Source organism: Cupriavidus sp. 01L45 (assembly GCF_056399885.1).
In genome coordinates this window covers 1-13324 of the sequence record NZ_JBFTSG010000008.1, presented here as the reverse complement: position 1 = coordinate 13324, position 13324 = coordinate 1, and the positions used below count along the sequence as shown (strand labels likewise).

Sequence of the window (13324 nt, the reverse complement as noted above, 5' to 3'; positions counted from 1 at the left end):
TGCCACGTATGCGCCCTACTCCACCGCCGGCCGGATGCATAGCAGGAGCCTGTGCCTGCCGTCATCCAGCGGCACGCGCACCGTGCCTTCGCCACAGCGGATCGCCAGCCCGTCAAGGACCGCATGCCCGCCGCCAGCACCGGGCGCGAGCGTCTCCACGCGGATTTCGTAGTGGCAGGCACCCAGGCTGATGGCAGCGTCAAACCCCGGCCACGCCGCCGGAATGCTCGGCTGGACGACCAGCCAGGCCCCTTCGCGGCGAATACCCAGGATGCCCTCCACCCCGGCGCGATACATCCATCCGGCCGCGCCGGTGTACCAGGTCCATCCGCCGCGTCCGGTGTGGGGTGCGACGGAATAGACGTCGGCCGCGACCACATAGGGTTCGACCTTGTAGCGCTCGACGCCAGCGGGCGTGCTTGCGTGGTGGATCGGGTTGAGCATGGAGAACAGTTCGACGGCTTTTGCGCCTTCGCCCAGCCTGGCGAAGGCGAGAACCGACCACATCGCGGCATGACTGTACTGCCCGCCGTTCTCACGCACGCCGGGCGGATAGGCTGCGATGTAGCCGGGATCGGGCGACGCGCCCTCGAATGGCGGCGAGAACAGCAACGCCAGCCCCTCATCGCGGCGCACCAGGTATTGCGCCATCGACGCCATGGCCGTCGCCGCGCGCGCGGGATCGCCCACGCCCGACAGCACGGCCCACGACTGGGTAAGGGCGTCGATCCGGCAAGCCGCGCTTGCCTTCGAGCCCAGCCAGGTGCCGTCGTCGAAGGTGGCGCGGCGATACCAGCCGCCGTCCCAGCCATGGCGCTCCAGCGCCTCGCCCAGCGCTGCCGCGTGTGCGCGCCAGCTTGCGGCGCGAGCGGCATCACGTGTATCGGCCAGCGGCGCAAAGAGCGCGAGGGTGCGTGCCAGCAGCCAGCCAAGCCAGACGCTCTCGCCCTTGCCGCCGGCCCCGACCCGGTTCATGCCATCGTTCCAGTCGCCGCCGCCGATCAGCGGCAGGCCGTGTTCCCCGGTCAAGGCAAGGCATCGCTCGATGCCTCGGGCGCAGTGCTCGAACAGCGAGGCCGAATCCTGCGCGGTCATTGGCTGGAAGAAGGTGTCATGTTCGTCGGCGCCAAGTGCCGGCCCGTCGAGGAAAGGCACCGGCTCATCCAGCACCGCCGCATCGCCCGAGCAGGAAATGTAGGTCGCCGTGGCGAAAGCCAGCCAGACGCAATCGTCGGTAATCCGGGTACGCACGCCCTGCCCGGTATGCGCCAGCCACCAGTGCTGGACGTCGCCCTCGGCAAACTGCCTCGCCGCTGCCCGCAGCAGATGCTGTCGCGTGGCCGCCGGCCTGGCAAAGGTGAGCGCCATGTTGTCCTGCAGCTGATCGCGAAAGCCATAGGCGCCGCTCGCCTGATAGAACGCCGAGCGCGCCCAGATGCGGCAGGCAAGGGTCTGGTACAGCAGCCAGCCATTGAGCATGATGTCCATCGCGCGGTCCGGCGTCCTGACCTGGACCGCGCCAAGCAGTGTGTCCCAGTGTCCCGTCACGGCATCGAGCACCGCGTCGAGATCGGCGGCGCGATAGCGCAGCACCAGTGCCCTCGCCTCAGCGACGGAGGCGCACTCTCCGAGCAAGGCAACGACTTCGAGCGTCTCGCCCGGAGCGAGCTCCACGAAGCACTGCAAGGCCGCGCAGGGGTCGTAGCCCGCGCCCACCGCCCCGGACAATGGCGTGGCGCCAAGCAGCGCCGCGGGCGCTTCGGTGCCGCCGTTGCGGCCCAGGAACTCGGTGCGGTCGGCGGTCCAGGCCGTCTGCCTGCCGCTGAGATCGGCAAAGGCGACGCGGCCGGAGAAGGCGGTGCTCCAGGGATTGCGCGCCAGCAACGCATGGGTGGCTTCGTCGATCCCGGTCACGATGAACGGGCCCGAGGCGCCGCGGGCGGTACCAAGCACCCACTCCACGTAAGCGGTGACGGAAAGCCGGCGGCGCCCGGCGGACAGGTTGCTCAAGGTCAGGCGTGAGATCTTGACCGGGTCTTCGAGCGGCACGAACTGCAGCAGGTCAAGCGCAATGCCGTTGGCCTGGTGCGCAAAGCGGCTGTAGCCATGTCCATGGCGGGCCGTGTAGGCGCCGCCGTCGCGGATAGGCCGCGCGGTCGGGCTCCAGACCTGGAGGCTGTCTTCGTCGCGGACGTAGATCGCCTCGCCGGCCGGATCCAGCACCGGGTCGTTGGACCAGGGCGTGAGCTGGTTCTCGCGGCTGTTCTCCGCCCAGGTGTAGCCGCTGCCCTGCGCCGAGGCCTGGAAGCCAAAGCCGGGATTGGCGACCACATTGATCCACGGCGCGGGTGTCGAGGCCGCGCCATCGAGCACGATGACATACTCGCGCCCGTCCTTGTCGAAGCCGCCAAGCCCGTTGAAGAACTCAAGGTCCGGCGCGGCCCGCGGCGGCATTGGCGACGGACGCGGAGCCTGGCCGCGCGCGGGAGCGGCGCGCTGCGGCGGCTGCGGCAAGTGGGCTAGCTGCTCGGCGATGGAGCCCCGGCGTGCGGCCAGCACGACGCGGGCGACCGACAGGAGCAAGGCCCGCGCCTCGACGCGCATCAGGTCCGCGCGCAGCGTATAGACCGAGCCTTGCGCCAGTTCGTCACCGAAGCGTGGCCGCGACTGGCTGCTACGCACCGCCGTCTCGATGGCGATCTGCAGGTCCTGGATATAGGAAGAGGCACGTTCATTGACGATGACCAGGTCGACGGCCAGCCGCTTCATGCGCCAGTACTCGTGTGCGCGCAGCAGCTGGCGAACCTGCGCCATATCGTCGATCTCGTCGATGCGCAACAGAACGATCGGCAGGTCGCCGGAGATGGCATGCGGCCAGAGCCCGGACTGCGGCCCCGCCCCTTGCGCAATCGCCTCCGACGGAACGCGGAAACGGGAATCGGCATAGAGGATCGGCGCCGCCAGGCGCTGGAAATCCGCCGCCTCGTCCGCCTTGACGTCGAGATGGCGCAACTGGACCTGGGCCTGGGTCCAGGCCAGGGTCTTGGCCCGCTCGAACGCGCTGCGGTCATGATGCTTGTCGATCAGGTCCAGCAGTGCGGCGCGCGACGGCGCCACCAGCGTCCAGAAGGCAATCCGGGCAACCCGGCCCGGCGCGACGCGCACGCGCTGCCGGAGCGAGAAGATCGCGTCGAGCACCGTGCCGACCGTGTCCGAGAGGGGGTCGCCATCCCGGATGCCATCGGCGATCCTGCCAGCACGCCCCTGTCCGAGGAAATTCGCCCGGTCGGTCTCGTACTGGGGATCCGCAACCACCTCGCCTTCGACCACCGTGAAATGCGCGGCCCAGATCTCGGGCTCCGCGGGTGAGCGCGGACGGCGCGTGGCAACGAGCGCACCGAACTCGGCCAGGTATTCGGTCTGGACAAACAGCTTGGAAAAGGCCGGATGCGCGACGTCGGCGGCCTGCACAGCCAGGACCAGTTCCGCATAGGAAGTCAGCTCGATCTCGCGCGCACGGCGCCCGCTGTTTGCCAGCGAGACACGCCGGACTTCCCCGTCGTCCTCTCCGGAGACCAGGATGGAGAGCGTGGTGGTCAGGCTGCCATCCCGCCGGATGAACTCCGCGTGATCTTCCGCGAAGACCACTTCACTGCCCTGCCCGCTCTCTTCAGCGTCACCGCCGGCGAATTGCGCGCCGGCCGGCCAGACGCTGCGGCTCTGCGTATCGCGCAGGAAGATAAAGCTGCCAGCGTCATCGCGGGTTGCGTCCTCGCGCCAGCGCGTCACGGCAAGATCGCGCCAGCGGCTGTAGCCCGCGCCGGCCGCGGTCAGCATCACCGCGTAGCGCCCGTTCGACAGCAGATGCGTGACCGGCGCGCCGGCCGGCGCCCCCGAGACCCTGCGCACCGTGGCATCTTCGTTGCCGGCCTCCACCGCGGAAGCCTTTACCTCTTCGGCGCGTGGATGCGCAATGGCGACATTGCGCGGTATGCGCTCCTGCAACAGCAGTTCGGTGGCCTGGATCATCGGCTCGCGATGGAAGCGCTCCCGCATCTGCCCGCCGTGCAGGCTATTGGCGATGGCGACGATGGTCATGCCCTGGTGATGGGCCATGTAGCTGCGGATGATGGCGAACTCCTCGTCTTCCGGCAGCCGGGAGCGGGTGAAATCCAGGGCCTCGTAGAAGCCGTAACGTCCTTTTGCCCCGATCTGCGCGAGACGGGCGTAGTTCTGCTGCGCGCCCTGCGGGTCCACCATGGTCGCGAGACCGGTCGCATACGGAGCGATCACGACGTTGTCGGAAAGCCCGCGCTTCAGGCCCAGCCCCGGCACGCCGAAGTTGGAGTACTGGTACGTAAACTCCATATCGCGGGCGTTGTATGCCGATTCGGACACGCCCCACGGCACGCCCAGCGAGCGGCCGTAGGCCTGCTGGCGTTCCACCACCAGCCGGTTGGTCTGCTCGAGCAGGCTGCCTGCCGGCGCGCGCATGATCAGCGAGGGCATCAGGTACTCGAACATGGACCCGGACCAGGAAATCAATGCCGATCCATTGCCCAGCGGCGTGGCGGTCCGGCCAAGTCGGAACCAGTGGCGCGTGGACACATCGCCCTTGGCGATGGCAAACAGGCTGGCGAGCCGCGCTTCCGACGCCAGCAGGTCATAGCAACTGACGTCGAGGCGGTTTTCGTCCTGCGAATAGCCGATCGACAGCAGCTTGCGCTCCTCGTCGATGAGAAACGCGAAGTCCATCCCCAGCGCCATCTCGCGCGCCAGCCCGGCCAGCGCGTTCAGGCGCGTGCGGAGCAAGTCCGGCGCGTCGATCCGCTGTACCCGGTCTTGCTCATGTTCGGCCACGGTCTTGCGCAGGGCCTCCATCCAGAACGCCAGGTCGGCGAGGCTGTCATCGCCCGTCGCGGGCAGGATGTCGTGGGCGATGCCCGCGCATTTCTCGGTGAGCCGCTTGAGCGCGGGCATCAGCATGGCCATGGCCTGCGTGCCATCGAGCTGGGTTTCGACCTGCTCAAGCAGTTCATTGAGTTTGCCGGCGCGCTCGCTGCCGGCTATGGCCAGTCCGGCTATGGCCTCGCGCGCCAGCCTGACGGTGTCCATCATGCCAAGCCGGAACTCCGGCGCCGCCGCGCCATCGGTCCATTCTTCGCAGGCGTTGGCCAGCGCGATCAGGTGGCCGGCCAGGTTGCCGCTGTCCACCGATGAGACATAGGCAGGCGTCAGCGCGCGCAGATCCAGCGTCCCGTACCAGTTGTAGAAATGGCCATGGGAACGCGGCAGCTTGCGCATGGCGGAGAACGCCGCTTCCAGCCGCTCGACCGTCGCCGCCGTTCCACTCCAGCCAAAGTCGCGCGCGGCAATGGCGGAGAGCAGGTACAGGCCGATATTGGTGGGGGAGGTCCGGTGCGCGACGACCGGTCTTGGCTGCTCCTGGAAATTGTCGGGCGGAAGCATATTGTCCGCCGGCGTCACCATGGTCTCGAAGTAGCGCCAGGTGCGGCGCGCGGTCAGGCGCAGCTCGCGCGCGTCCGTGTCCGACACTACCAGCCGCCTGCCGACCTTCGGCGCCCGGCTTGCCCACAGCGCAAGCACCGGCGCCGTCAGCCAGAGCAATCCAAGGGGAAGCACAAGCGGCCAGGAAACGGGGGCGAAGCCAAGCGTGCCGGCCATCGCCGCCAGCGTCAGCGATACCCCGCCCGCCATCTGCCGGTAAGAGCCGCCCAGGTCGAGCCGTGGACTGGTCATCGACTGGGCGGCCGTGGTCCATTCCAGCAGGTGGCGGCGCGTGAATCGCAGCCGCGCCGCCGTCCTGGCGATGGCATCGGCCATCCGCCAGGCCACGTCGGGCAGGAACGCGAGCGTCAGCAGGACCTGCGTGGCGGCGCCGCGCAGGTCGCCGGCCAGCATCCCGACGTGATTGCGCAGCCGGATGCCGGCGCGGTGGGGAATCACGGAAAACATACCGGGAAAGAAAACAGGAATGACCATGGCCGCAAGCAAGAGCAGCGTGCCGCGCAAGGCGGCGCCCGGCGGCAGCAGCCAGCACGCGGCAAAGCCCAGCAGCAGCGAAGGCGCGAGCAGCGAGCGCCGCAGGTTATCCAGCATCTTCCAGCGGCCCAGCATCGGTACCGCCGCGCTGCCCGCGCGGCCGCGGAAAATCCAGTCGACAAGTTGCCAGTCACCGCGCGTCCAGCGATGCTGGCGCTTGGCCGCGACGTCATAGCGCGCAGGGAAATCCTCGATGACTTCGATATCCGAGGCCAGGCCGGCCCGGGCGAACGTGCCTTCGAAAAGATCATGGCTGAGCACCGCATTCTCCGGAACGCGGCCGCGCAGCGCGGCCTCGAAGGCGTCGACATCATAGATGCCCTTGCCGGTGTACGAACCTTCTCCGAAGATGTCCTGGTAGACGTCCGATGCGGCTGCCGCATAAGGATCGATGCCGCCCGGTGCCGAGAATATGCGCTGGTACAGCGAACCTTCGCTGCCAACCGGCAGCGAAGGCGTGACGCGCGGCTGCAGGATGGCGTAGCCGCCGGTGACGCGCTGCAGCTGTTCGTCAAACCGTGGCCGGTTCAGCGGGTGGGCCATCTTGCCGATCAGCCGGAGCGCCGCGTCGCGCGGCAGGCGCGTGTCGGCATCGAGGGTGATCACGTAGCGCACGCCGGGCGGTACCTGGGGCGGCTGGCCGTCAAGGGGGACAAAGCTCGTGTCCGTGGCGCCGCGCAGCAGCCGGTTGAGTTCATGGAGCTTGCCGCGCTTGCGCTCCCAGCCCATCCACACGCCTTCACCCGCGTTGAAGACGCGGCGCCGGTGCAGCAGCAGGAAGCGGTTGCCGGCGGGGCCAGGCCAGTAGCGGCGATTCAGCTCGCCGATCGCCTCGACGGCCACGGCCAGCAGCGCGGCGTCGCCCGGCATGGTCTCGTCGTCGGCATCGGTCCCATCGGTCAGCAGCGCGAAGGTCAGGTCGCCGCCGGCGCCGGCGAGGTGGTGGACTTCAAGACGCTCGATCTGCTCGCGCAGGCTGGCTTCGCTCGACAACAGCGTGGGGACCGCCACCAGCGTGCGCAGCGAACTCGGCACGCCTTCGGTCAGTTCAAGCCCCGGCAGGATGGATGCCCCAAAGGTCCAGCCGATCCCGCGATTGACCAGTGCCGTCGCCACCTCGCTGGCTGGCACAAGGCCTAGCAGGCCCACCAGCGCAAGCCAGCCGCCGGAGAGCGCGGGAACCGCCACCGCGGCGAGCAACCAGAGCGAAGCGGTGAGCAAGCCGATGGTGACGAGCAGGATCGCGCCCGCATAGCCGCCGATCCCAAGCGCGATATTGATACGGCTAAACCGCAGCCGTGCAGGGGGACGGAATCCGATCAACGCCTCGAAGGCACGCCTGCCCTCGGCGATCAGGTGATATCCCGGATCCCCGATGCGCTCCGCCTGTGCCACATCTGCGCTGCCGGCGGACGCGGCGCGCGCGGTGGCCAGCGCAAGATCGGCGATCTCGAGCTCCGAAGCCGGCGAGCCCCGGGCGAGTTGCTCGATGGCGCTGCGGTACAGATTGCGGGTGGCGAAATCCATCGCGGCATAGCCGCTGCCCACGCGCAACCGCTCGTCGACCAGGCTCACGCTCTCAAACAGCTCAGCCCAGTCGATGTCGGAAATCAAGCGCATGCTGGTGATGACATTGCGCACGGTGACGTTCGATGCGCCCTGGCGCTGCTGGGCGTGCCGCACCACGTCGTTGATCGATGCGCCCTGCAGCCCGAGCCGCTCCTCCAGCCAGCCGAGCGTTGGCGTGGTTCGGGGGTCCTGGTCCCTGAGCCGCTTGGCCAGTTGCGCGGCGAACAGTTCCGACAAAGGCGCCAACGGGCGCGAGGCGATATCCGTATCGAGCGCCGAGCGGGCGCAACCCGATTTGAGAAGCCGCTTCGACAAGGCGTCCGCGTCCGCGCGTGCGATGCGCCCGGCAGTGATCTGCTCCGCCAGCCGCCGCAGGTTTTCGATCAGGACAATGCGCAGCGTGATGGCCACCGCCCACAGTTCGCCGATGGTCAGGGGCTGCACGCGCTGGTAGGCGGTAATGAACCGCCGCAGGGTGTCAGGATCGACATGGCTGTCGGTATGCGCGACGAAGGCCCAGGCAAGGCCAAAGACGCGCGGGTAGCCGGCGAAGGGCCCCTCGCCAAGCTTGGGCAACTGGCGATAGTAACCAGGGGGCAGGTCGTCGCGTATCTCGCGGATCTGCGCCTCCACCAGGTGATAGTTGTCGAGCAGCCATTCGGCGGCGGGCACAACCGCCCTGCCGCTTTCCAGCTCCGCCGCGCCGGCCCGGTAGGCCGCCAGCAAGACCGCGGCATTGTCATTGAGGCGGCTGCGCAGGGACCGGACACGCGGCGGCTTTGCCGTGACGGGCTGGGCGGCGGCAAGGCTTTGCGCATGCTGCTCCAGCCGCTCGATGCCGAACAGTTCCTCCCGTACGGGTGCCTTGTCGTCCCACGGCGAAGGCGAGCGGGAATACTCGAACGTACGGCCTAGAGCTGAATACATGCGCGCCTTGGTTGTCAACGTGGATCGGGAAACGGACTCGCCTCCTTGAAAACGGCTGGCCGGCAAGCTCCGCGCTTGCCGGCCATCATGCGATCGCTTCGCGGACTGTTGCGCTCACGAGAACGTTGTCGCCTATAAGCGACCCATAAGTAACAACACAACCACCACTAGCAGCAGCACGCCTAGCACGCCGCTAGGCATATAGCCCCAGGAACGGCTATGCGGCCAGGTCGGCATGACGCCGAACAAGACCAATACAAGCACGACCAGCAATACGGTTCCTAACATGTAACGCTCCCTTTCCGACTCCGCGTTTCGGCCAGGCCTCCACAGCTATCTCGCCAGGGGGGCCGGAATCTTCGAGCCCGAGGCAAAGGTAGCCGCGCCACTTCGCGTYACTTGGCACGGGCCTGACCGCTAACGTCACCCTGCCATTGATTGGGTATGTTGTCGGTACGATGACGGACAGTGCGGACAGTGTGGCGCCGCCGGGCCGCCGGGACTGTGTGACAAGCGGGAATCAAATCCAGCGCCCGGAAACCGTCCGGGAAGAAGATGACCTGCCGTGTATGGTCACGCAGCGCTGCGGATCCGCAGCGGATTCGTTGCGGGAAGAGACGCAGCGATGAGAATGGCATGACAACCATCGGCAGCCCAGGGCCCAGGTGATGGCAGCATGCTTCGGGGAGGCACTGGAACCGAGAGCCCTGGCGGAAAGGAGCGGGGCGCGACTGAGGACCCGGTACCGACACAGCCTGGCGCGCACATTTGGCGCGCCGCTGTGCCTTCATCTTCGCATACTCTGCCCCTGTTGCCCGCCTTATATTTTTGCGGGAACGTTTCCTGATTCCGGCTACGCGGGCGCGTGGCTTTGGCGCCGCCTGACGAGTGCCGGTTCGGGCCGGGCTCCGGCAGCCGCGCTTAGCGCGCCATCAGTTTCGCGGCAATGCCCGCGACATGCCGTCCCTGGTAACGGGCGATCGCCAATTCGTTCTCGCTGGGTTGGCGCGAGCCATCGGCCGCGGTCAGGGTAGACGCGCCATAAGGCGAACCGCCGGTGATCTGGCTCATGTCGAGCAGACGCGCCTCGGTGTACGGCACGCCCACGATCACCATCCCCTGGTGCAACAGCGTGGTGTGGAAGCTGGTGATGGTGGTTTCCTGTCCTCCATGCTGGGTCGCCGTGCTGGTAAAGACACTCCCGACCTTGCCAACCAGCCCGCCGCTCATCCACAGCCCGCCAGTCTGGTCGAGAAAGTTGCGCATCTGCGCGCACATATTGCCAAAGCGCGTGGGCGTGCCGAACAGGATGGCATCGGCGTCGGCCAGTTTCTCCGGCACGGCCATCGGCACATGGGCGAAGGCCGCGCGGGCGGCCTTCGCCCCACTCTTTTCCAGCACGGCGTCGGGCACCAGTTCCGGCACTTGCAGCAGCGCCACCTCGGCGCCGTCAACTTCGCGCGCGCCTGCCGCCACGGCTTCGGCCATCTTGTAGACGTGTCCGTACATGCTGTAGAAGACCACCTGAATCTTGCAGGTCATGACAAGGCTCCTGTGTGTAGGAAGGGGCAGGCGCCCGGAGGACGTCCGCAACAGAAGTAGCCGGCACTGATCATCGCCGGCGCGGGGCGCGCACATACGGTATGCAGTGCCGCCCATCTGCTTGAGTCTAGGCGACGACAGCGCGCCGCGCGACGGCGGCCACCCTTCCCTTCGCATCCGCGCCGCCTACAATGAAATACCCTGGGATGTGCCCGTGCCGCGCGGCACGGGCCTGCCGGGCCCGCGTCAACGAGGGAGATTCGCGATGACAACGGCATGTCCGCATCTCGCGCTGAGCCACCCTGTCACACCGAGCGCAAGCGGTTGCGAGGAATGCATGCGCAGCGGCGACGAATGGGTGCACTTGCGCCTGTGCCTGTGCTGCGGCCACGTCGGCTGCTGCGACGATTCCCCCAACCGGCATGCCACCCGGCATTTCCTCGCCACCGAGCATCCGGTGATCCAGTCGTTCGAGCCGGGCGAATCCTGGCGATGGTGCTATATCGACAAGCTGTTCATCCCTTGAAGGGCGTCCAGCCAATGCCCGGCAACACCGCCAAAGCCCCTAAAGGCGCTGAAGCCGCTGAAGCCGCAAGCCAGTCCAGACACGCCAATCCCGCAAGGAGAATGCCATGCTGTCGACTCCCATTGACCAGACCGATCACGTGCTGGGGCGCGCAGCGGCCCACGTCACCGTGGTCGAGTACGGTGACTTCGAATGCCAGTATTGCCACCTGGCCTATGGCGGCGTGAAGATCCTGCTCAGCCGTTACCACGACCGCGTGTGCTTTGTGTACCGCCATTTCCCGCTGACCGCCTGGCACCAGCTGGCCGAGGGCGCCGCCGAAGCGGCCGAGGCGGCCGGAGCCCAGCACAAGTTCTGGCCGATGCACCAGCAAATGTTCGAGCGGCATCACGGACTCAAGCCCGCGGCCTTGCGGCAGTACGCCGCCGCGCTGGAACTGGATCTTGAGCGCTATGACTACGACATGAAGTCCCACTCCTACCTCCAGCGTGTGCGCGAGCACCAGCAGAGCGGCATCGCCAGCCATGTGCGCGGCACGCCGGCCTTCTTCGTCAACGGGGTGATACAGGATGTGACCTTCGGCATGGAGCATCTCGACCACGCCATCGCCGCAGCGCTGCACCGCTGGGGGGCTGGCTAGCCGCCGGCGGGCGTTGCCGCCTCCGCGGCGCTATAGACGTGCCGCGTGGCCAGCAGCGATGCAAGATCGGCATCGCCGGCAATCACCGCCTTCAGGATCTGCGCGTGCTCGTCCCAGTTCTGCTGGGCGCGCAGGTGGTGAGCCGGCGCGAATACCAGCCCGGTGCGCTCACGCAGCGAGCGCATCATGTCTTGCAGCACGCTGTTGGCGGCGATGGTGCCCAGCACCTCATGAAAACGGAAGTTGAGCGCGAGCAGGCACTCGGCCTCGTCCTCGCGGGCGGCCGCGCTGCCCTGGCGCAGGACCTCCTGCAACTCGGCGACCAGCCGCGGGTCGCGCCGCTGCGCGGCCAGCCTGGCATTGAGGCCCTCCAGGGTGGCGCGCACTTCGACCATTTCCCTGGCGACATGCTCCGACAGGCAAGCCACCGAGGCGCCGCGGCGCGGCTCGATGCTGACCAACCCTTCGGCCGCCAGCGCGCGCAGCGCTTCGCGCACCGGCACGCGCGACACGCCCAGCTCGGCCGACAGTGTGTGTTCCACCAGCCGGTCGCCCTGGCGGTAGGCGCCGCCGACGATGCGCTGGCGCAGCGTGTCGGTCACCAGCGCGAACAGCGGCGAATGGCGCGTGCCGAGGTTATCGCCGGAAAGCGCCGCCTTGGCGCCGGGTGGAACACTGCCGGATTGGTCGGACATGTTCGTCATGTGGTCGCGCGACATGGCGAGCGCCTGGCCCGCCACGTGCGCGTGGGTTCAGCTGCGTTGGAAGGTGAAGCTGTCCGCGTAGATATGCGCGCCGCTGGCACCGAGCGCGAGGAACGTCTCGCGCGCGTCGCGGATCATGTCCGGCGAGCCGCACAGGTAGATCGCATGTTCGGACAGGTCCGGCAGGTCGGCGGCGACGGCGTGCTGCACATGACCGCGCCGGCCGCTCCATGCCTCGTCCGCGCGCGACAGCACCGGTACGTACTGGAAATCGTAGAGACGCGCGCCCCACGCCTGGATCTGCTCGTGCATGTAGAGATCCGCCGCGGTGCGCATGCCCCAGTACAGCGAGACCGGCGGGCAGTCCGGATCGTCCATCAGCGATTCAAGGATGCTCTTGATCGGGGCGAGGCCGGTGCCGGTGGCCACCATCACCAGCGGACGATAGTCGTCCTTGCGGAAATAGAAGCCGCCCAGAGGCAGCTCCACGTCGAGCCGGTCGTCCGAGCGCAAGCTGGCCAGCAGGCGTTCGGTAAAGTAGCCGCCGGGAATGCGGCGCACGTGCAGGTCCACCGTGCGGTCTCTCGGCACCGACGCCATCGAGAAGCTGCGCGCGATGCCGTCGCCGGTGAAGATCTTCAGGTACTGGCCGGGGCGGTAGTCGAGCGTTTCCGCCTGCGGCAGTTCCAGCGTCAGGTGCACCACGTCGGCGCTGAGCGGCGCGATATTGCGGATCACGGCGGTGTGCCGCGCGGGTTCGGCGCATGGCTCGCCCGGCCGCGCGGTGCTGATCACCAGGTCGCTGGTGGGCCGGGCCTGGCATGCCAGCGCAAAGCCTTCGGCCTCTTCTTCCGGGGTCAGGCCCATGGGGTACTCGTCATAGGCCACCGCGCCTTCGACCAGCCTGACGCGGCACGTGGCGCAGCCGCCGAAGCGGCAGTCGTGCGCCATCTGCACGTTGGCGCGCAGGGCACCGTCCAGCACCGTTTCGCCGGCGCCGGCTTCGAATGATTGCTGGGATTCGAGGAGATGGATGCGGTAGGACATGGCTGACTCGGAATGCGTGGGGATATGGGCTTTGAAACCTAAAACCTAAAACCTAAAACCTAAAACCTAAAATCTAAAACCTAAAGTCAAAGGCGGTTTCACCCCCCTGCGGGGGGCGACCTACTTTCTTGTTTCGCCAAGAAAGTAGGCAAAGAAGGCGCGCCGGATGGGGCGACACCCCCTCGGGATCCGGCGAAAAGAGCGGCCGGGACCCAAACTCGCATCGCCTTAAGGCGATACTCAAACATGGGTCCCTCTTTTCCGCTCTTTTCGCCGGATCCCGACGCTCTTTTCGCCGGATCCCGA

General features: G+C 67.4%; 7 protein-coding genes. 2 read left to right on the top strand and 5 right to left on the bottom strand.

Annotated elements, in window-relative coordinates:
* Positions 1 to 15: 15 nt before the first annotated feature.
* From AC1DT6_RS07270 to wrbA, 3 genes are all read right to left on the bottom strand, one after another.
* Positions 16 to 8559 (bottom strand): GH36-type glycosyl hydrolase domain-containing protein, encoded by an 8544-nt coding sequence (locus tag AC1DT6_RS07270; protein ID WP_441628722.1) that lies wholly within the window; start codon positions 8557 to 8559, stop codon positions 16 to 18.
* 132 nt (positions 8560 to 8691) lie between these two features.
* Positions 8692 to 8847, bottom strand: a complete 156-nt coding sequence (locus AC1DT6_RS07265) for a DUF3309 family protein (protein ID WP_441628720.1) — start codon at positions 8845 to 8847, stop codon at positions 8692 to 8694.
* A 633-nt stretch (positions 8848 to 9480) separates the two neighbouring features.
* Positions 9481 to 10101: an NAD(P)H:quinone oxidoreductase gene (gene wrbA / locus AC1DT6_RS07260; RefSeq protein ID WP_441628718.1), complete on the bottom strand. Its 621-nt coding sequence runs from the start codon at positions 10099 to 10101 to the stop codon at positions 9481 to 9483.
* A gap of 265 nt (positions 10102 to 10366) precedes the next feature.
* On the opposite strand from wrbA, the gene AC1DT6_RS07255 reads away from it, so the two are divergent.
* Both AC1DT6_RS07255 and AC1DT6_RS07250 read left to right on the top strand, forming a co-directional pair.
* A complete protein-coding gene (locus AC1DT6_RS07255; RefSeq protein WP_441628716.1) occupies positions 10367 to 10627 on the top strand; it encodes a UBP-type zinc finger domain-containing protein in 261 nt (86 codons plus the stop codon).
* 106 nt (positions 10628 to 10733) lie between these two features.
* On the top strand, positions 10734 to 11267 hold the full coding sequence (locus AC1DT6_RS07250) for a DsbA family protein (RefSeq protein WP_441628714.1): 534 nt from the start codon (positions 10734 to 10736) through the stop codon (positions 11265 to 11267).
* Here AC1DT6_RS07250 and AC1DT6_RS07245 read toward each other — a convergent pair.
* Both AC1DT6_RS07245 and AC1DT6_RS07240 read right to left on the bottom strand, forming a co-directional pair.
* Positions 11264 to 11962, bottom strand: a complete 699-nt coding sequence (locus AC1DT6_RS07245; protein WP_441628842.1) for a GntR family transcriptional regulator — start codon at positions 11960 to 11962, stop codon at positions 11264 to 11266. The two genes, AC1DT6_RS07250 and AC1DT6_RS07245, sit on opposite strands and share 4 nt — an antisense overlap.
* A 57-nt stretch (positions 11963 to 12019) precedes the next feature.
* Positions 12020 to 13018 (bottom strand): 2Fe-2S iron-sulfur cluster-binding protein, encoded by a 999-nt coding sequence (locus AC1DT6_RS07240; RefSeq protein ID WP_441628712.1) that lies wholly within the window; start codon positions 13016 to 13018, stop codon positions 12020 to 12022.
* Between the last annotated feature and the right edge of the window lie 306 nt (positions 13019 to 13324).

Coding starts and splice junctions, on each gene's coding strand:
- AC1DT6_RS07270 (WP_441628722.1), bottom strand. CDS start 8,559: ATGTATTCAGCTCTAGGCCGTACGTTCGAGTATTCCCGCTCGCCTTCG.
- AC1DT6_RS07265 (WP_441628720.1), bottom strand. CDS start 8,847: ATGTTAGGAACCGTATTGCTGGTCGTGCTTGTATTGGTCTTGTTCGGC.
- wrbA (WP_441628718.1), bottom strand. CDS start 10,101: ATGACCTGCAAGATTCAGGTGGTCTTCTACAGCATGTACGGACACGTC.
- AC1DT6_RS07255 (WP_441628716.1), top strand. CDS start 10,367: ATGACAACGGCATGTCCGCATCTCGCGCTGAGCCACCCTGTCACACCG.
- AC1DT6_RS07250 (WP_441628714.1), top strand. CDS start 10,734: ATGCTGTCGACTCCCATTGACCAGACCGATCACGTGCTGGGGCGCGCA.
- AC1DT6_RS07245 (WP_441628842.1), bottom strand. CDS start 11,962: ATGTCCGACCAATCCGGCAGTGTTCCACCCGGCGCCAAGGCGGCGCTT.
- AC1DT6_RS07240 (WP_441628712.1), bottom strand. CDS start 13,018: ATGTCCTACCGCATCCATCTCCTCGAATCCCAGCAATCATTCGAAGCC.